Consider the following 19,650-nt stretch of genomic DNA (forward strand, 5'->3'; position numbering starts at 1 on the left):
CGCCTGCCTTATCTTTTCTTACTCTACTGTGGTTTTACAATCAGTTTGACACCACTTATTGCCACAACTTCTGCAGTAGTATCTGCTTCTATGGTAACTGCATCGTCATTGCTTCTTGCCGTCCATTCCTGTCCGTTTAATACAGCTGTTCCTGTCTCTTCGATATTGTCAATCTTCATTGTTACACGTACGGTCTTTCCGATGGCATCCTCGTAATTCGTCCGGGTCTTATGCGGATTTAAATATTTTACTGCCCATGGTCTTGTAAAGAATAACAATATAAAAGATACCGCAAAGAATAAAATTACCTGCAGCCAGACCGGGCCTCCTACTGCTGCCACAATCAGGGCTGCCATGCTTCCGCCTGCAAACCAGATGGTTGTCAGTCCTACCGTAATAATCTCTATAATCAGTAATATTACAAAAAGTGCTAACCAGAAAATAATCATCTCCTGCTCCTCCCTTTTCTTCGTTTGCATCTATTATAGCAAAAAGTCATATATATAGGAAGTAGAACCTTCTCTTTTCCTTATGTCTTTTCCTAAGCTTTACAGATTCTTCTCAAGATTATAGCGTACACGTTTCAAAAGAGAATATAGTTCATCTGCTTCTTCTTTTGTCATTCCATCCACCAGGAGCTTCTCCATTTCAGAAAAGAAGTTCATCATTTTCAAATGCTGCTGTTCCCCCTTTTTCGTCAGAAGAATCTGCTTTAATCGTGCATCTTCTTTTAGTTCTTTTCTGATAATCAGTTCCTTTTTCTCCATGGACTGCAGCATTTTGCTTGCCGTTGCCCTGGAAATTAAGAATTCCTGCTCAATGTCCTTCTGGCAGATGACCTTATCTTTATTACAATATAAAAAGCCCAGTGTCCGCCCCTGCATCGGTGCCACACCATCTCGGTGATCCGCACCATACCGGTCGCAGTACATCCCTATCATATTGTGTATGACCCGGATATCGTTTCCAAGTTTTCTCTCTTTGCACATTTCATAATCCTTCTTTTCTTTCCCGAAAAATTCATTGACATATAAAAAATATTGTTATATAACAATATCTGTTAGTATGCTAACATTTATGTTATAGCATACAATTTAGAAAAAAGGAAGTGAAATTTATGTTAAAGACTTTAGCTGCCCAGATTAAAGAATTTAAACGTGATTCCATCTTAACTCCTATCTTTATGATCCTTGAGGTTCTGATGGAAACTTTAATTCCTTTTCTGATGGCTTCCATCATTGATAATGGTGTCAACAAGGGTGACATCCATCACATCTATGTAGTCGGTGCCTGGATGGTCGTTGCTGCATGCTTCTCCCTGTTTGCCGGAATTATGGGTGGAAAATATGGTGCCCGGGCATCCACCGGATTTGCCCGTAACTTAAGGAAATCCATGTTTGAAAATATTCAGACCTTTTCCTTTGCTAACATTGATAAATACAGCACTGCAGGTCTTGTTACCCGTATGACTACTGACGTCACCAACCTGCAGAATGCTTACCAGATGATCCTCCGCATGTGTACGAGAGCACCGGCCAGTCTGATTTGTGCCATGGCAATGTCCTTCTTTATCAGTCCGAAGCTTGCCAGCGTTTATCTGATTGCCGTTATCCTCTTAGGTGGTGTGCTTGCTATCATCATCCGGTTTGCTACCAGATATTTTAATGAAGCTTTTCCAAAATATGATGACTTAAACGCAAGAGTCCAGGAAAATGTTTCCGCTATCCGCGTAGTAAAAGCTTATGTCCGTGAAGACCATGAAGCTTCTACTTTTAAGAAAGCCAGCGGAAATATTTACAAGCTCCTGGTAAAGGCTGAAAATGTTGTTGTTTTCAACGCTCCTGCCATGCAGTTTACGGTATATACCTGTATCCTTTTAATCAGCTGGCTTGGTGCAAAGATGATTGTAAACAGCAGCCTCACTACCGGTGAGCTGATGAGTCTCTTAACCTACTGTATGAATATTCTGATGAGCCTGATGATGCTCTCCATGGTATTTGTCATGATTACCATGAGTGTTGCCAGTGCCCGCCGGGTTTCTGAAGTATTAAACGAAAAGAGTAACTTAAATAACCCAAAGCATCCGGTTATGGAAGTAAAAGACGGAAGCATTACCTTCGACCATGTTACCTTCAGCTACAAAGAAGATGCGGCTGAGCCGGTTCTTTCCGATATCAATCTGTCTATTCATTCCGGTGAAACCATCGGTATCTTAGGCGGAACCGGAAGTTCCAAGTCCAGTCTGGTGAACTTAATCAGTCGTCTGTATGATGTAAATGAAGGCTCTGTCTCCGTTGGCGGCATTGATGTAAGAAAGTATGACCTTGATACCCTGCGTAACCAGGTTGCCGTTGTACTGCAGAAAAACGTGCTTTTCTCCGGTACAATTCTTGATAACCTGCGCTGGGGCGATAAAAATGCTACGGAAGAAGAATGTATCCGTGCCTGCAAATTAGCATGTGCCGATGATTTTATCAACACTTTTCCGGATAAATACAATACATACATCGAACAGGGGGGAACCAACGTATCCGGTGGTCAGAAGCAGCGTCTTTGTATTGCCCGTGCCCTCTTAAAGAAACCGAAAATTCTGATTCTGGATGACAGCACCAGTGCCGTAGATACCGCAACCGATGCAAAAATCCGCAAAGCCTTTGCCGAAGAGATTCCGGGTACAACCAAGCTGATTATTGCCCAGCGAATCTCCAGTGTCCAGAGTGCTGACCGCATTATTGTCTTAGATGAAGGTAAGATTAACGGCTTTGGAACCCATGAAGAATTATTAGCAAATAATGCCATCTACCGTGATGTCTATGAATCCCAGACCGGCGGCGGTGGTGACTTTGATGAGAATGGAGGTGCTCAGTAATGGCTGAAAAAAGGAAAGTAAAGAATCCGGGCAAATTATTCTGCCGTCTGATGGCTTACATTTTCCGGAAATACGGAATTGCCTGCTTCCTGGTACTTGTCTTTATTGTACTAAGTGTTCTTGCCAACACCCAGGGAACCATGTTTATGAAAACCCTGATTGACAGCTATATTATCCCGATTCTGAATTCACCGGATAAGGACTTTGCACCGCTGGCTGCTGCCATCCTTCGTGTTGCATGCTTTTACGGTGTGGGAGTTTTAAGTACCTTTGCTTATTCTAAGATTATGATTTATGTTACGCAGGGTACTTTAAATGATTTGCGAATCGATTTGTTTACCCATATGGAAACACTGCCAATTAAATACTTTGACACGCATGCCCACGGCGATATCATGTCTGTATACACCAATGACATTGATACCCTTCGTCAGATGATCAGCCAGAGTATTCCGCAGTTAATCAACAGTGTCATTACCATTGTCAGCGTACTGATTTACATGATTATCCTGAATATCCCACTGACTGTTCTTACTCTTGTAATGGTTGATGTCATGCTCCTTGTCACAAAAAATCTTGCCGGAAAAAGTGGTAAATACTTTATCGCTCAGCAGCGTGACCTTGGTGCAACCAATGGTTTTATCGAAGAAATGATGGATGGTCAGAAGGTAATTAAAGTCTTCTGCCACGAAGAAGAAAGTATCAAAGCTTTTAACAAATTAAATGACCAGCTTTTCCGCAGTGCTGACAATGCCAACAAATTTGCCAATATCCTAATGCCGGCAAATGCCCAGATTGGTAACATCAGTTATGTACTCTGTGCCATGGCTGGTGGTGTCCTCGCCTTAAATGGCATCGGTGGATTTACACTGGGCGGACTGGCAAGTTTCTTAACCTTTAACAAGAGCTTTAATATGCCAATCAACCAGGTCAGCCAGCAGTTAAACAGTATTGTTATGGCTATGGCAGGTTCCGAGCGAATCTTCACTCTTTTGGATGAGACACCAGAAACCGATGAAGGTTATGTTACTCTTGTCAATGTAGAAAAAGACGGTGAAAAACTTGTAGAGACTTCCGATACCCGAAGCGGACGCTGGGCCTGGAAACACCAGCATCAGGCAGACGGCTCCATTGACTATGTCGAGTTAAAGGGTGATGTGGTCTTTGATGATGTAGACTTTGGATATAATGATGATAAGATTGTTTTACACAATGTGAAATTATTTGCTACTCCTGGTCAGAAAATTGCTTTTGTCGGCTCTACCGGTGCCGGTAAGACTACCATTACGAACCTGATTAACCGTTTCTATGATATCCAGGATGGTAAAATCCGTTATGACGGTATCAATATCAACAAGATTAAGAAAGCTGACTTAAGACACTCTCTTGGTATCGTATTACAGGATACCCACCTCTTTACCGCCAGCGTAATGGAAAATATCCGCTACGGTAAACTGGATGCTACCGACGATGAAGTTATCGCTGCTGCAAAGCTTGCCAATGCTGATTCCTTTATCCGCCATCTTCCGGATGGTTACAATACCATGCTGACCGGTGATGGTGCCAACTTAAGCCAGGGACAGCGTCAGTTACTTGCCATCGCCCGTGCAGCTGTTGCCAATCCTCCGGTACTGATTCTTGACGAAGCAACCAGCTCCATCGATACTAGAACCGAGCGTATCGTTCAGGATGGTATGGATAAACTGATGGCAGGCAGAACAACCTTTGTCATTGCCCACCGACTCTCCACTGTTAAGAACAGTGACTGCATCATGGTATTAGAACAGGGCCGCATTATTGAACGGGGCAGCCACGATGAACTAATTGCCCAGAAGGGTAAATATTATCAGTTGTATACCGGACTGCACGGATAAACTTTCTACATGCAGGTTCTGTCATAGACCGTGCTTTATAGCTTCTTAGTAACGTAAAAGACACGAAGTATGTTTCAACCAACCATTGTTTGTCTGAACATACCTCGTGTCTTCTATATCCGCTGCTTATTTTCGAATGAATTTATCATCCTGCGTGGTTTCATCGTCCGATACGTAACGTTCTACTCTCATGTGAAGGTCGTATTTATCCCTCAATGCCGCAATGGTCTGCATCATCGGAGAAGCATGGTGCACATCCAGTGCCTGCTGGCTCTCCCAGCTGTCTATCAGAAGTACTGTTTCCTTATCCTGCAGCGGCTGAAAATATTCATATCTTAAATTGCCCTCTTCCCGGCGGATTGCATCTGCTGTTCCGCTGTTTTCCATCTCCTGAGCAAATTTTAATGCATTTCCATTTTCACCAGTATAATAAAGATTTACTGTTATGCTCATATGCGTCTCCCTCCTGATAATATCCCCATTTTATAAATGTAATATTACAGTTACATTATTTCCAGTCATAAAATTGCAGTTACAAAGTCTCTAAGAAATGAATCATCAGCTTCTTTAATCCCTGCTGCTCTGTTGCAAGTATTACATTCATCAGATTTGCTTCTAACATTCGTTTCATTTTCTTCTTTAATTTCATATGCGTCACTCCTTTTTTAACGGAGCCCGGAATCTATTTTCCGGGCTCCAACATGCTATAAATGCAAGGGACATATGGCGATGTCTTCCTTACAGTCCAAGGATAACATGTTTTCTGTTCTCTGCAACAAGTGTGACGGATTTTGAATGATCGTTTCAAAAGAATCGGCTCTTATGAATGAAATCTTGAAATTTTGTTTCATTTTATTGCTATGATTTTTCTGTATCACACAGGTTCTTTGCACCAATCTCATAATATTGCTTGCTCAGTTTTATATTTTCAGCATAACCGGCAGAAAATTCCATTGCAAACATAACATCCAGAAGGTATTTTGTTGCTGCGGAAAATGCCACTGTCCACAGTCCTTCCATCCGGATACTTCCACACTCTGTCAGTGTTCTTGGTGTCAGCAGAACCTCATCCACATATGCTTTCATCCTGCTTTTGCCCTGGGATGTAATCAGAATGGTTTTTGCTTTTGCCCGATGTAAATCCCTTACCAGTTCCACCAGCTTCTTATTATTTCCGGTATGACTAATCATGATGGACAGATGATTTTCATTATTCTGCAATGCCATCATCCTTTGTATATTATCTTCCGCATAAGTATTTGCCACCTTATCGCAATGGAAGAACTGGCTGCAGCCGTAGCGTGCCAGATGTATATTCATATCAAAGGCATAGAAATCAATGTACTTGGCCTCATGCACCATTTTTCCCACCCGCGCCAGCTGATCAATCGTAAGAAGACGCTTTGTCTTTTCAACGGCAAGGGTGTCAATGTCCGCAATCTTATTCATAATGGTCATGGCATTTTCCTGCTGCTGTATTACAAAATGCTCTGTGGTCGTCTCCTGTCCACCCTCCGTACTCTGCAATTCACTTAGGAAACGCAGCCGGAATTCTCCATAATCCTGACAGCCGATTTTCCGGCAAAAGCGGCTTACAGCAGCAGTACTGCTATAAGAAACTTCCCCTAACTGCTTTGCTGTCATGGAAATGACAGCCTCCGGATGTTCCATCAGATAATCACGAATATTTCTTTCCCGTTCCGTCAAGTCCTTCCGCTCCTGCATCTGTCGGATAATTTCCATTTGCCATTCTCCTTTTTACGCATTGAATTCATCTAAAATTGCATACAATTCTTCAGCACTAGCTGCCAGATGTGTTGCTCCATGCTCCTTTAAAAATGGAACATCCCGGAATCCCCAGGTCACACTGATACATGGCATACCGGAATTTGCTGCTGTTGCAATGTCCACATCAGAATCGCCTACATAGACTGCTTCTTCACTGCTGCTTCCAAGCTCCTTTAACGCCTGCATAACAGTGTCAGGTGCGGGTTTCTTACGAATGCCATCCTTTTCTCCAATGGCAACTTCAATCTTTCCTTTAAAATAAATCTGCTGTAATTCCTTTACTGCAAAATCCGCTTTATTTGAAACAATTGCAAGGCGATAGCCCTGTCCCTTTAAGGAAGTAATTATTTCTTCCACGCCCGGATAAAGGCAGGTGGTATCATTACAATGCTCACCATAATATTCTTTAAAAGCTGCAAATACATGCTCAAATTCCGGATTTTCCTCTCCGCCCTCTAACGCACGCTCAATCAGCTTGCGGATGCCATTTCCGACAAATTTCCGGACATCCTCTATACTGTGCTGTGGCTGCCCATATTTTTCCAATGCATAATTGGTTGCATCAGTCAAATCTTTTAATGTGTTTAATAAGGTTCCATCCAAGTCAAAGATAACAGTGTTATATTTTTTCATCCTTCTTCTGCCTTTCTGTCACTTCCCCCGCCCCATAATTAGCAGACAGCAAATGTGAATCATGCGCTGACATTGCTCATGAGAAGCTGTCCTCTTGTAGCCATATAATTTCTGCCGCATTTTCTTTCTCAGACTCCGTGCACACGCAGATGTGGTAATCCGGTATCTCATCATGCTCTGCGAAGTTTACCGGCTGCAGGATGCCTTCCCGGTAAAGTGCTATGCCATCTTTCTTCGGATAAGATGCGATGCCATTCTCCCTCCGGTGAACTGCAATGTTCTTTAATGGAAAGGTAATTCCTTCGCCACTCCATTTTACATAGCTTTCCTTGGCTGTCCAGAGACGTACAAATGCCATTTCTTTATCCGGCTGGCTCTGTATCCATGCCTGCTCGTCCTTTGTGCAGCACTTGTCCAAAAGCGTCTGCTTTAATGCTCTCCGGTGTTCGATGTCAATTCCAACCGGTGCATCAGAAAATACCGCCACTGCATAGTTTCCTGTGTGAGACAGATTAAAATGCAGTCCCTCACAGCCTGCCACCTGCGGCTTGCCATGGGTTCCCATTATAAGCTGACAGGCATCTAAATCTATACCATTTTCCCGTAGCCCATAGGAAAGCAGGATGCCTGCAGCAAGACTCCGCAGTCTGTCCTCTTCTTTTTTTATTTTATTTACCTTCTCCCAACGTGTGGGAAGCAATTTTATTTGTTCTTTATATTCCGGATGCTCTTTTAACAGCCGGATATCCATTCCATATATGCTCCACATATTCATATCATAGCACAAATACAAAAAGTTCTCCACATTCTGTTATAAAAAAGAATGTGCCTTGGCGCATTCTCGCGCCTGCGACATCTACCTTATGCGCCGCAGTGTGCATCCTCGCGGAGCGTTTTTTACTTTGCAGGAAAGCAATTTCCTGTAAAGTAAAAAATCCCCGGGCAAAATACTTCTCTTCCCGTAAGAAGCATTTTGCCCGGGGTTCCACTTTTAAACTATGTAATTAGTCCTGATTGATAGTCTCATTTAAGATTCCAGTAATCTCTTTCATGGACTTTTCAAACTCTTCATCATTGTTGTTATTGAAAATCAGTAAATCATCTTTTACATTCGGATCATGCAGATCTTCCGGAATCTCAAAGTTACAGGATGCAATATATTCATCCCAGTGCTCTAACTTCCAGTCATCACGGTCAGATGCTCTGGTAATCATTCTCTCATGAACGATTTCCGGATCTGTCTGTACCCAGATTGTTACTAATGTAGCATCTTTCTTTGCCAGCTGGGCTTTCAGACCTTTGATATATTCCATATCACGGATTTCTCTTGTAAATGGTGCATTGATAAGAACCAGATCTTCATACTCTAATGCCTCCAGTGCCAGATTTACGACACATTCATATTCATAATCACGAATGTTCTTCTCAAAGAAATCACTGCTTCTATTATATGGCTGTCCAGCCACTACAAAAATCTGTTTGGATAATGTAATTAAAGTATCCTTATCCAGATATACAATATGATTTAATCTCTTTGCCAGTTCTTTTGAAATATATGTTTTCCCGCAAGCTGGCGGCGATGTTACGATAATCAGTTTCTTGCTCATTTCTACTTTTTCCTCCGTATTGCCTGTTCATTTTTCCCTCTATTATAAAACAGGTTTTCCGATAGAACAAGGGGTTTTTTTTACTTTTTTTCCTATTTTTTCGTAAATATGCAATATTTTTTAAGATAATAACAGCCGTTTATCTTAGAATTTCTCCGTTGCTTTCGATTACTTTCTTGTACCAGTAGAAGGATTTCTTTTTCGTTCTCTTCAAGGTGCCTCTTCCCTCATTATCTTTATCTACATAGATAAAGCCGTATCGTTTCTTCATTTCTCCGGTGGAGGCACTTACCAGATCAATGCAGCCCCATGTGGTATAGCCCAGTAAGTCTACACCGTCCTCTTCCACAGCAGCTATCATTGCCCTGATATGCTCGCTGAGATATGCTATCCGGTAGTCGTCTTCCACATAGCCGTTTTCATCCGGCTTATCTACTGCACCAAGTCCGTTTTCTACGATAAATAATGGCTTCTGGTAACGTTCATAGAGTGTGTTCATGGTAATGCGAAGTCCAAGCGGGTCAATCTGCCAGCCCCAGTCACTTGCCTTAAGATACGGGTTCTTCACAGACGCAAATACATTGCCATCGGTGGTATCGATTTTTTCATCGGCACTGGCACATCTGGATGCATAATAGGAAAAAGAAATGAAATCTACGGTATTTTCCTTTAAGACCTTTTTATCTTCTTCTGTAATATCCAGTGTAATTTTTTCCCGCTCAAAAAATTTCTTTGCATAAGCCGGATATTCTCCCCGCGCCTGCACATCAATAAAGAAATAGTTTTCCCGGTCTGCCTGCTGCGCCTTCCAAACATCCTTCGGATTACAGGAATAAGGATAAGTCTGTCCCGCTGCTAACATGCAGCCAATCTGATTTTCCGGGTCAATTTCATGTCCAATCTTTGTTGCCTCTGCAGATGCCACCAGCTCATGGTGGGCTGCAAGATATTTTGCTTCTGTTTCATTCTCGCCTTCTTCAAAGGTCAGTCCCGCACCCATAAACGGAAGATGCAAAATCATGTTGATTTCATTAAAGGTAATCCAGTATTTTACCAGACCCTTATAACGGGTAAAAAGAACGGTAACAAGATTTTTATAAAAATCAATTAACTTCCGGTTCTTCCAGCCGCCATAGGCTTCAATGAGATGAATCGGGCAGTCAAAATGTGTAATCGTCACCAGCGGCTCAATTCCATATTTATGACACTCATGGAAAACATCTTCGTAAAACTTAAGTCCTTCTTCGTTTGGCTCTGCCTCATCTCCCTTTGGAAAAATCCTGCTCCAGGCAACAGACAGGCGGAAAGTCTTAAATCCCATCTCACCAAATAATGCAATATCTTCTTTATAGTGATGATAAAAATCAATGGCTTCCATTGCCGGATAAAGATGCTCTGCATCCGGTGTAAACTTTACATCATGTCCTGACATCACCCAGAAACGGTCTTTTCCTGCCGGACAGATATCTACATTTGCAAGTCCTCTGCCACCTTCATTATACGCTCCTTCACACTGATTGGCGGCAGTTGCTCCGCCCCATAAAAAATCTTTTCTTAATCCTGTCATGTTCTCCCTCCTGTTTTTCTTTACAGGAGCTGCCACCGGCAGCTCCTTTCTGATGTGCTACCACTTTAAGCCCGGCTGAAATCAGCCAGGCTTATGAATTCTGCTGCCTTCAAGAATACCTCCGGATCCGGTTTGGAATGGGAAATATTGGTTCCATCGGAAATAGCATCAAACATTTCTGTAAGCCCTGTCTTTTCCAAGATATATTTCGCATTCTTGCTGGAAGAACCGATGGCAAGACGATAACCTCTTTCCCTAAGTTCCCGCAGGGTATCCCTTACTTCATCTGAAACATCCTTTTTACTCATGCTTCCTAAAAGCTCCCGGTAACGGCTATTCTTCCTTTCCATCAAATGTTCTTTTTCTTCTTCGGAAAGAACTTTGCCTTCATAGCGTTCCAGTATAATTTCAAGGCTTTCCCGCCTGCTTACACCACGTAGACGGTTGTTAATATTTTCATCAAAATAGATTCCCATGCTGTCTGCCATTTCTCCCTCACCAAAGCCGTAAACTTCATGGGGTTCTCCACTGTTTATAATCACAAGGTCATCATCTCTTAGTACGTTGGTCTTTCCATTACACCAGACAGTACAGCCTGTCTTTGAAACATAAAAAAGCTCAAGACTGCGATGCCAGTGTTTCGGATATCTTCCAAAATACCTTTTTCCATCTTTCCTTATCTGCACTTTCCCTTCATTTTATGTCTCTTATTATATGCAAAAAAATGCCCTTTTTCCACACAAATTTGATTTGCACATTTATTTTATCCGGTGTATATTTTTACTGAACTGACAAAAGAAAGAAGGACGAAAAAATGGAACACATTGCAAGAAATGATGCTTTTGCATTACTGAAAAAATACAACAAAGACCCCTTTCATATCCAGCATGCGCTTACTGTTGAAGCGGTTCTGAAATGGTATGCCAATGAATTAGGCTATGGCGAGGATGCCGAATACTGGGGTATCGTGGGACTGCTTCATGATATTGATTTCGAATTATATCCTGCCGAGCATTGTCTTAAGGCTCCGGAATTATTAAAGGAAGACGGCGTTTCGGATGATATTATTCATGCGGTCTGCTCCCACGGCTACGGCATTACTGTAGAATGTGGCACAACCATTGATGTGGAACCGGTTCACGAAATGGAAAAGGTTTTATTTGCCGCAGACGAATTAACCGGTCTTATCTGGGCTGCCGCACTGATGCGTCCATCCAAGAGCATGAAAGATATGGAATTAAAATCCTTAAAGAAGAAATATAAAAGCAAAGGCTTTGCTGCCGGATGTTCCCGTGAAGTAATTGAACGTGGTGCCGCACAGCTTGGCTGGGACTTAGAAAAACTTCTTACCATGACTTTACAGGCAATGGCGGCAACCGAGGATGAAATCAAGGCGGAAATGGAAGTGGAGTGATTTTTGCATAAAATTTGAAGTCCAGAAGCTGGTAAAGTGCCTACAAGATTATATTTCCAAGCATTTTTACCAGTGTACCAATACGATTTTAAACGAACTTGGTTCCCTGTATGCTTCCGGTGGCGAATTCACCGAAAACATCGATCATGCAGCCGAAAGGGGTACGGCTGCTTCGTTGCTAAAGCAATTGAAGTATACTGTGGATAGAGATAAAAAGGAAGGGGTCTGAATTTTTCTTCAGATGCCCTTCAAAATCCTCGGTTTTCTTTTATATATACTATTTTATAATTATCCCATCAATATTTTCTCTCTGTTAATATCTTTTAGTTCCGGTCTGTGTTTTATAATGTCGCTCACTGATTGAAATTCCTTTTTCTTACCAAAAACATATCTATAACTTTGTAATACTTGAAATGAATTGTAATATTCGATTTCATCTTTTGCTAATTTCTGAAAGTGTTTGTGTACATCTGCATCGAACCAAAAATATTCTGGATCTCGAATACATATTATCAATTTGGGGGTAATAGGAAACATTATTTCGATTCCTTTACTATTCAACCCATGTTTTCCCAACCGCCCATATCTCACAACTGGATTGTCTGATGTTATTAAATCTACATCAGATGTGTTATATCCTATCACCCATATTTTACTGCGAAGCATTTCAGCAACTTTATACGAAACCTCTTCATTCATTAAAATTTGAGCATGTAAAAGTTTTTCATAATTTTTATTTTTGACTTTCATTTTGATATTTTCCAAAAACTCAAGCTGCTCATAATCCTTTTTTTGAAGAGCCATTTTCTTCGCCAATAATACTGGTACTCTTTCATTCATTTCAATTATATAATTTCTAAATTCTTTTGATCTAATTATCTGTAGCGAAATATATAACGAAAGATAATCGAGATTCTTTTCTGAAATCACTTCTGTAACATTCAATTTCGCAGGATTACTCATTACAAACGTTGAGATAATAGTATCTATTGGATCAAATAACCATGTCTCAACATTTTCTCCAAACCATTTTTCAATATGCTGTTCATCCACTTCTTTCATTATTTTTTCAATTTCTGGTTCAAACACAAAGTCTGGATCTTGTTGCATCTTATCTGCCTTGAGTGCCTCGAAATCAATATCATAAAAGTATCTCTCACTGGCATAGTCTTCTATTGATCCCGGTCTGATTTGCTCTTTTTCCTTATCAAACACAAAAAATCTCTTTTCATTCGCAAAATGGCTTAAATATCTTCTTGGTACATAATGTTCGTTTTTTACTGATTTTGCTATTGTACTCACCTCATATTCTTTTTAGTTTTTAAAATTACCATCAATCAGGTCATAACTCATATCCCAAAAGTCCAGTATCTTTGCTTCACTGACCAAACCATCTAGTAAAATTGTGATCCAGTGCTGTTTGTTCATATGGTATCCTGGCAAAAATCCAAAGGTCTGAATAATCATACATGTCATTTCCGGATTACATTTTACATCCATAATATCGACAAATTCATTTCCTTCTAATCCGAGTTTGCATTTTTCAACGCTCATGACCACAGCATACCATTTTCCATTCTTATGTCGCAGCACAGCATTATCTGGTGATTGTGCCCATAAATACTCCGGCATCGTACCATACTGTTTCTTCACATATTCAAAAATTTCTTCTTTCTTCACAGTTTATTCAACTCCTGATTCTTCTGATATCCTGCCCATAATCATACCATATTTTCGGTTCCCGTACTACCTGCCAAATTCCTTTGCATTTTCCCGGTTCTCCTGACTTTAACTGATAGAGGGGTAAAACAGCAAGGACAGGAAGTGAGGATACACTTCCGGAAAATCCCAATTTAGGGTACCCTGCCCTAAATTGAAAAAACGCTGAAAGCAACGATACTACTGTCCTCTCAGAAAGGAGAACCCACCAATGGCTGAAAGAAAGAGAAACAAAGAAATCCATTTTTATGTCACCGAAGAAGAAAGGAAGCTTATACGCAGGAAGATGATAGAATCAAAAACAAAAAACATGGGAGCTTATCTGCGCAAAATGGCAATCGACGGCTACATCGTCAACACAGATATCACTCCTCTGAAGAAACAGTATGAGGAAATGCACAAGATTGGTGTAAATATCAACCAAATTGCAAAAAAGGTAAATACCACCGGAGATCTGTATCCTGAAGAAATGAAAGAACTGAGAGAGATGGTAAAAGAAATATGGCATATATTAAGATCTTCCCCATTAAAGTAACTGACAAGAAAGCTCTGGACTATATCACCAATCCAGATAAGACAGATGAAAAACTGCTGGTTTCCAGTTTCGGCTGTTCTCCCGAAACAGCTGATCTGGAATTTGCCATGACAAGAGAACATGCAAAAAAGAACGGAATGGATAAAGGCGATAACCTGGCATTTCATCTGATCCAGTCTTTTAAGCCTGGTGAAACGGATGAAGAAACCGCCCATCGCTTAGAACAACAATTTGCCGATGAAGTACTGAAAGGAAAATATGAATACGTAATCAGCACCCATGTTGACAAAAATCATATACACAATCACATCATCTTCAACGCCACAAGCTTTGTTGACCATCACAAGTATGTTTCCAATAAGCGGAGCTACCATAAACTCTGCAGAATCAGTAATCGTATCTGCCATGAAAATGGACTTGCCACCAGTATGCCAACCGGAGAAAAAGGAAAAAGCTATAAAGAGAACATGGAATATCATCGTGGCACCAGTTGGAAAGCCAAGCTACGTATTGCAGTTGATAAAGCAATCTGGACGTCCATCAACTATGAGGAATTTCTGTAAAAAATGCAGTTAGCCGGATATGAAGTCCGCCAAGGAAAACACCTGTCCTTCCGTGCACCGGAGCAGAAGAACTTCACTTATATGAAATCTCTCGGAAGTTATTATAGCGAAGAAAATGTCCGCATCCGTTTAGCTAAAAATCGTAACAAAGTGAAAACTCCAAAGCATGGAAGAAAAGATGTTCTTGGTATGTATGTCGGAGAAAACGAAAGTGCCAAGTTCTGGCTCTCCATCATGAATGGATTGAAGAACCGCGGAGTTGAAGATATCCTGATTACATGTGTGGATGGACTAAATGGATTTCCACAGGCAATTGAAGCTGTTTATCCAAAAACAGAAATCCAGCAGTGTATCATTCATCAGATCCGTAATTCAACGAAGTTTGTTTCTTACAAAGACATAAAGAAGCTGATGGCAGATCTGAAACTTGTATATGCAGCTCCAACGGAGGAAACGGCATTAAATGAATTAGAATTGTTCAAAGATAAATGGGATTCCAAGTACCCGAAAATCTATAAATCCTGGCATGATAACTGGACAACCCTGTCCACATATTTCAAATATCCGGAGGCAGTAAGACGTCTAATTTACACCACAAATGCCATTGAAGGATTCAATCGTCAGCTCCGGAAAGTGACCAAAAGCAAGACCGTTTTTCCGTCAGATGACAGCCTTTTGAAAATGCTGTATCTGGCAACTATGGATATCACAAAAAAATGGACCGGACACAGGCAGGACTGGGGACAGATTCACTCCCAGCTTGAAATCTATTTTGAAGAGCGTCTGATCGGACACAACCTGTAAAACCAGCTTGTTTTGGGCAGGTCTTATTGACATGCCCAAAAACTTCTGTATAATGCAGATATGGGCAGAATCCGGAAAATCGGCTCTGCCCATTTGTAACTATTCACAAATCTTATATCAGTTTTTATAGTTTACACAAAACTTGAAACGGTCTCCCTTCCTTTTTGCTAATGATAAATCGTTATTTCTTATAATAATGTCCATCTATATATGATAGCACTTCAAAAACAACTAACAGTAATGTTAATACCTCCATTATGCTCATCTGTTTCACCTCATTATTTTTTCTATTAAGTTAAAAATATCAAATCCGATATTCCATCCACAATCAAAAGTTCATCTCGTCTGACAATATATTCCTTTAAACACCAATTCAAACACTCTTTCATACACTTTTTAGAAACTAATACCTTATATGTTTTTCCAATTTTCAAACTAAAGCGCCAATATTTCCACTCATCGCCAGTATTTATAATATTAATATGTGGTTCCTTATATAATACTCTTTCCGGACTAACTCTTTCTAATTTTCTTCTTTCTTTATTACGATTATAATTTGCTATATATGTTACTCTCCCTACGATACACTCTCCAAGCAAGCCTACTTTCCTGACATATAAATAATAATACTCATTCTCCTTGTAAATAAGATTTTCAGGTCTTTTTCCTAACTGCATCTCAAGTTCTTTTACTTTATCGTCAATTTTTTTATCAGTCCTATAAAAATGCTCTTCAAAATTTAATTGATATAACTGGCATAACTTCTTTGCAATACTTTCTGTCGAAACTATATTTTCTTCTTCTATTCGTTCCAAAGTTCTTACACTATATCCAATATTGTCTGCTACAACTTCTTTTGTTAAACCCAAAATTTTTCTCAGTTCCTTTAAATCCGCTATTGACTGATATACCATTTTTTCTTTCATTTTCTTTTTTGCCTTTCGCTTAAATTACATTTAGCACTAACTGTTTAACATTATTTTAACAAAGTACCATAATAGATTCAACGACACGTTTTTTTTATCAAAAAGGCTGTAAGTTCCTTTATTTTCTGGCTTTTTCATCATTGCGCTTGTACCGGATTTTATACTTCTAATACTTTTTTCATATTTTTCCGTCTTGCTCCTGCACTCTTCCTATGTTAAAATGTGAAAAAGCATATATTATACAATCTATATGGCACTTTCTATAGTTCAAATCCGGTTCTGCATAGAACCCCGCATTTCTGTATCTATCTATGCTTTTGATTCACTATTTAACTAAAAAGCAGGAGCGATACAGTATGGAAATAACTGCCATTATTCGATAGCAGATAATCTTTTGCCACTGGATATGATATTTATTTTCTATTGCTGCTTATCCTCCTGCCACACACAAGGAGGACTTGCCTATGACAGGAAAAGCACATGAAGCAACTGAAACAACGAAACGCACACCGGTGGCGAACCGCAAATTTAAGGACACTGTTTTCCGGATGCTGTTTTCGGATAAGGAAGCACTATTATCCCTTTACAATGCAATTAATAACAGTCATTACACGGATTCCGGTGCCCTCGAAATTGTAACCCTGGAAAATGCCATTTACATGGGAATGAAGAACGATCTGGCTTTTATTCTGGACATGAATCTCTATCTATACGAGCATCAGTCCACAATGAATCCAAATATTCCGCTTCGGGATTTATTCTACATCGCAGCGGAATACCAGAAGCTTGTGGATAAGAAATCCCTGTATTCTTCTGCACTACAAAAAATTCCAAATCCCCATTTTATTGTATTTTATAATGGAAGCACACCGATAGATGATTGCTATACCAGCCGTTTGTCAGATGCTTTTTATCATGTAACTGACAATCCATCGTTAGAACTTATTGTTACTACATTCAATGTAAACGCAGGACACAACAACGAGTTAATGTCCCATTGCCAGATATTAAAGGAATATTCCATTTATGTTGCAAAGGTTCGTTCCTTTGCAGAACAGATGCCTTTGGATGATGCCGTGCAAAAGGCTGTCACCGAATGCATTCAGGAAAATATTCTGGCAGATTTTCTTAGGAAGAATCAGGCGGAGGTAATTGCTATGAGTATTTTTGAATACGATAAAGTTGAAGAAGAGAAAAAACTGAGAAAAGCCGAATTTGATGCCGGTGTTGAACAGGGATTAAAGCAGGCTTCTACCGATACCGCCCTTCGCCTTTTAAAAACAGGAAAATTTGATACGAAAGAAATAGCTGAACTTTGTAATCTTCCTTTAGAGGACGTTACTGCACTCATGAAATAACTTTTATATTACATAAATATTTGATACCTATAGACCCTGCCACCGGCAGCTCAAGAAACCCGCAGACCACCTGTTTTCAAACAGATAATCTGCGGGTTTCCTATTGCTTACTGGTACTTGCTGGTTGCCTTCAGACGGGTCAGTGCACGGGATAAGGATGCCCTGGAATGATAATATTCCTGGATGCTCTGCTTCTGCCGCATCTGCTCCTCGGCACGTTCTTTTGCTTCTCTGGCTCTGGCAACATCAATTTCTTCCGGACGCTCTGCCGTTTCTACCAGAAGTGTCACACGGTTGTTGACAATTTCCACAAAGCCCATGCCGACTACTGCATATTCCCAGTTTGCAGTACCTTCCGGCTGAAAACGCATTTCACCTTCATCTATGGCAATGACCATATCCTCATGATGTGCCAGAATCTCTTTCTGTCCATCATATTCCGGAACAATCAGTGAACGGCATCTGCCGGCATAGAATACCCGGTTCGCTGCAATTATTTTTAAATAAAATGTATTTCCTGCCATATTTGCACCTCTTTATTCGAAAGATGTCACCAGGCGTATTCCTGCACAACATATGCTATGCATTCTGGTGTTCCATCTCTTCTGCTTTACGGATGACATCTTCTACTGTTCCTACGTTGAAAAATGCATTTTCCGGATACTGATCCATATCACCATCGATGATTGCCTTGAATCCACGAATGGTTTCAGATAATGGAACGTAAACACCCTTTACGCCGGTAAAGTTCTCTGCTACATGGAACGGCTGTGATAAGAACTTCTGAATCTTTCTTGCACGATATACCAGTAACTTGTCCTCATCTGCCAGCTCTTCCATACCAAGAATTGCGATGATATCCTGTAACTCTTTGTATTTCTGCAGAATCTCCTGTACTTTCCGGGCTACCTGATAATGTTCTTCTCCAACGATGTCTGCCTCTAAGATACGGGATGTAGATTCCAGCGGATCTACTGCCGGATAAATACCCTGCTCTACAATCTTTCTGGAAAGTACGGTGGTCGCATCCAGATGTGCGAAAGTAGTAGCCGGTGCCGGGTCAGTTAAATCGTCTGCCGGTACATAGACTGCCTGTACAGATGTAACAGAACCATTCTTTGTAGATGCGATACGCTCCTGCAATTCACCCATTTCAGTTGCCAGTGTCGGCTGATATCCTACTGCGGAAGGCATACGTCCTAACAATGCAGATACCTCAGAACCTGCCTGTGTGAAACGGAAAATATTGTCGATGAAAAGAAGCACATTCTGGTGTTTCTCATCACGGAAATATTCTGCCATGGTAAGTCCGGTCTCAGCCACACGCATACGTGCTCCAGGCGGCTCGTTCATCTGACCGAACACTAAGGCTGTCTTCTCTAATACACCGGATTCTTTCATTTCTGTCCAGAGGTCATTACCCTCACGGGAACGCTCTCCAACACCGGTGAAAATGGAATATCCGCCATGCTCTGTTGCGATGTTACTGATTAACTCCTGAATCAATACGGTTTTACCTACTCCGGCTCCACCGAACAATCCAATCTTACCACCTTTTGCATATGGTGCTAAAAGGTCGATAACTTTAATACCGGTCTCTAAGATTTCCTCTGCCGGATTCTGGTCTTCAAATGCCGGCGGTTCACGATGGATGACCCATTCCGGTGCATCCTTCAATGGTTCGCCACCATCGATTGCTTCTCCTAATACGTTGAACAGTCTTCCCAATGTCTGCTCTCCGACAGGAGTTTTAATTCCGCTTCCTGTAGCGGTTACTTCCATATCACGGCAAAGTCCTTCGCTGGAAGCTAACATAATACAACGTACCGTATGATTTCCGATATGCTGTGCCACTTCCATGATGCACTTCTTATCGCCGTTTTTCACTTCAAGGGCGTCTTTGATTGCCGGCAATTCTTCGTCTTCAAATGAGACATCCACTACCGGACCTAACACCTGTATAATTTTTCCTGTCTTCATGAAAAAGCCTCCT

Annotated in this window: 20 protein-coding genes and 2 pseudogenes; 8 read left to right on the forward strand and 14 right to left on the reverse strand. The window is 40.8% G+C overall.

Features of this window, described 5'->3' with window-relative positions; all coding sequences use genetic code 11:
* Nucleotides 1–23 precede the first annotated feature (23 nt).
* Both DV740_RS08745 and DV740_RS08750 read right to left on the reverse strand, forming a co-directional pair.
* On the reverse strand, nt 24–449 hold the full coding sequence (locus DV740_RS08745) for an NfeD family protein (protein ID WP_118087862.1): 426 nt from the start codon (nt 447–449) through the stop codon (nt 24–26).
* Between the two features lie 99 nt (nt 450–548).
* Entirely contained in the window at nt 549–989 is a 441-nt protein-coding gene (locus DV740_RS08750; protein ID WP_118087863.1) for a MarR family winged helix-turn-helix transcriptional regulator, read from the reverse strand.
* A 128-nt stretch (nt 990–1,117) separates the two neighbouring features.
* On the opposite strand from DV740_RS08750, the gene DV740_RS08755 reads away from it, so the two are divergent.
* Complete coding sequence (locus DV740_RS08755; RefSeq protein WP_117841563.1) at nt 1,118–2,869, forward strand: ABC transporter ATP-binding protein; 1,752 nt, start codon at nt 1,118–1,120, stop codon at nt 2,867–2,869.
* The gene (locus tag DV740_RS08760) at nt 2,869–4,743 is read left to right on the forward strand and encodes an ABC transporter ATP-binding protein (RefSeq protein WP_118087864.1); all 1,875 of its coding nucleotides are present in this window, start codon (nt 2,869–2,871) and stop codon (nt 4,741–4,743) included. Before DV740_RS08755 ends, DV740_RS08760 begins: the two co-directional genes overlap by 1 nt.
* A 126-nt stretch (nt 4,744–4,869) precedes the next feature.
* Here DV740_RS08760 and DV740_RS08765 read toward each other — a convergent pair whose 3' ends face one another.
* The 7 genes and pseudogenes from DV740_RS08765 to DV740_RS08800 form a co-directional block, all read right to left on the reverse strand.
* Nucleotides 4,870–5,196, reverse strand: a complete 327-nt coding sequence (locus DV740_RS08765) for a putative quinol monooxygenase (RefSeq protein ID WP_117697819.1) — start codon at nt 5,194–5,196, stop codon at nt 4,870–4,872.
* A gap of 405 nt (nt 5,197–5,601) precedes the next feature.
* Complete coding sequence (locus tag DV740_RS08770) at nt 5,602–6,486, reverse strand: MurR/RpiR family transcriptional regulator (protein ID WP_118087865.1); 885 nt, start codon at nt 6,484–6,486, stop codon at nt 5,602–5,604.
* A gap of 15 nt (nt 6,487–6,501) precedes the next feature.
* Entirely contained in the window at nt 6,502–7,164 is a 663-nt protein-coding gene (locus DV740_RS08775; RefSeq protein ID WP_118087866.1) for an HAD family hydrolase, read from the reverse strand.
* A gap of 76 nt (nt 7,165–7,240) precedes the next feature.
* Complete coding sequence (locus DV740_RS08780) at nt 7,241–7,957, reverse strand: 4'-phosphopantetheinyl transferase family protein (RefSeq protein WP_118540796.1); 717 nt, start codon at nt 7,955–7,957, stop codon at nt 7,241–7,243.
* A 211-nt stretch (nt 7,958–8,168) separates the two neighbouring features.
* Nucleotides 8,169–8,771 carry an AAA family ATPase gene (locus tag DV740_RS08790; RefSeq protein WP_117697827.1) on the reverse strand — a complete coding sequence of 201 codons (603 nt, stop codon included), beginning with the start codon at nt 8,769–8,771 and terminating at the stop codon, nt 8,169–8,171.
* 139 nt (nt 8,772–8,910) lie between these two features.
* The gene (locus tag DV740_RS08795) at nt 8,911–10,338 is read right to left on the reverse strand and encodes a 6-phospho-beta-glucosidase (protein ID WP_118087868.1); all 1,428 of its coding nucleotides are present in this window, start codon (nt 10,336–10,338) and stop codon (nt 8,911–8,913) included.
* 86 nt (nt 10,339–10,424) lie between these two features.
* Nucleotides 10,425–11,024 (reverse strand): annotated as a pseudogene (locus DV740_RS08800) (HAD-IA family hydrolase); the annotation flags it as partial.
* A gap of 128 nt (nt 11,025–11,152) precedes the next feature.
* Between DV740_RS08800 and DV740_RS08805 the strand changes: the two are divergent.
* Nucleotides 11,153–11,752 (forward strand): HD domain-containing protein, encoded by a 600-nt coding sequence (locus DV740_RS08805; protein WP_118087870.1) that lies wholly within the window; start codon nt 11,153–11,155, stop codon nt 11,750–11,752.
* Nucleotides 11,721–11,981 carry a TipAS antibiotic-recognition domain-containing protein gene (locus DV740_RS15420; RefSeq protein ID WP_199534939.1) on the forward strand — a complete coding sequence of 87 codons (261 nt, stop codon included), beginning with the start codon at nt 11,721–11,723 and terminating at the stop codon, nt 11,979–11,981. The genes DV740_RS08805 and DV740_RS15420 overlap by 32 nt, the downstream gene beginning before the upstream one ends.
* A gap of 59 nt (nt 11,982–12,040) precedes the next feature.
* On the opposite strand, the gene DV740_RS08815 is transcribed toward DV740_RS15420, so the two are convergent.
* Together DV740_RS08815 and DV740_RS08820 are read right to left on the reverse strand one after the other, a co-directional pair.
* The gene (locus tag DV740_RS08815; RefSeq protein WP_118087871.1) at nt 12,041–13,054 is read right to left on the reverse strand and encodes a DUF4238 domain-containing protein; all 1,014 of its coding nucleotides are present in this window, start codon (nt 13,052–13,054) and stop codon (nt 12,041–12,043) included.
* Between the two features lie 12 nt (nt 13,055–13,066).
* Complete coding sequence (locus DV740_RS08820; protein ID WP_118087872.1) at nt 13,067–13,432, reverse strand: MmcQ/YjbR family DNA-binding protein; 366 nt, start codon at nt 13,430–13,432, stop codon at nt 13,067–13,069.
* Nucleotides 13,433–13,682: 250 nt separating this feature from the next.
* Between DV740_RS08820 and DV740_RS08825 the strand changes: the two genes are divergently transcribed.
* From DV740_RS08825 to DV740_RS08835, 3 genes and pseudogenes are all read left to right on the forward strand, one after another.
* Nucleotides 13,683–14,006, forward strand: a complete 324-nt coding sequence (locus DV740_RS08825; RefSeq protein ID WP_118087873.1) for a plasmid mobilization protein — start codon at nt 13,683–13,685, stop codon at nt 14,004–14,006.
* The gene (locus tag DV740_RS08830) at nt 13,973–14,569 is read left to right on the forward strand and encodes a relaxase/mobilization nuclease domain-containing protein (protein ID WP_118087874.1); all 597 of its coding nucleotides are present in this window, start codon (nt 13,973–13,975) and stop codon (nt 14,567–14,569) included. The genes DV740_RS08825 and DV740_RS08830 overlap by 34 nt, the downstream gene beginning before the upstream one ends.
* A gap of 165 nt (nt 14,570–14,734) precedes the next feature.
* Nucleotides 14,735–15,373: pseudogene (locus DV740_RS08835) on the forward strand (IS256 family transposase); the annotation flags it as partial.
* Between the two features lie 290 nt (nt 15,374–15,663).
* Here DV740_RS08835 and DV740_RS08840 read toward each other — a convergent pair.
* Nucleotides 15,664–16,299: a helix-turn-helix transcriptional regulator gene (locus DV740_RS08840; protein WP_118087875.1), complete on the reverse strand. Its 636-nt coding sequence runs from the start codon at nt 16,297–16,299 to the stop codon at nt 15,664–15,666.
* Between the two features lie 464 nt (nt 16,300–16,763).
* Between DV740_RS08840 and DV740_RS08845 the strand changes: the two genes are divergently transcribed.
* Complete coding sequence (locus DV740_RS08845) at nt 16,764–17,657, forward strand: hypothetical protein (RefSeq protein WP_118087876.1); 894 nt, start codon at nt 16,764–16,766, stop codon at nt 17,655–17,657.
* 107 nt (nt 17,658–17,764) lie between these two features.
* Here DV740_RS08845 and atpC read toward each other — a convergent pair whose 3' ends face one another.
* Both atpC and atpD read right to left on the reverse strand, forming a co-directional pair.
* Nucleotides 17,765–18,181 (reverse strand): ATP synthase F1 subunit epsilon, encoded by a 417-nt coding sequence (atpC, locus tag DV740_RS08850; RefSeq protein ID WP_117699298.1) that lies wholly within the window; start codon nt 18,179–18,181, stop codon nt 17,765–17,767.
* 55 nt (nt 18,182–18,236) lie between these two features.
* Nucleotides 18,237–19,637 carry a F0F1 ATP synthase subunit beta gene (gene atpD / locus DV740_RS08855; RefSeq protein ID WP_022243511.1) on the reverse strand — a complete coding sequence of 467 codons (1,401 nt, stop codon included), beginning with the start codon at nt 19,635–19,637 and terminating at the stop codon, nt 18,237–18,239.
* Between the last annotated feature and the right edge of the window lie 13 nt (nt 19,638–19,650).

Source organism: Roseburia sp. AF02-12, from assembly GCF_003461765.1.
Taxonomy (GTDB): Bacteria; Bacillota; Clostridia; order Lachnospirales; family Lachnospiraceae; genus Roseburia_C; species Roseburia_C amylophila.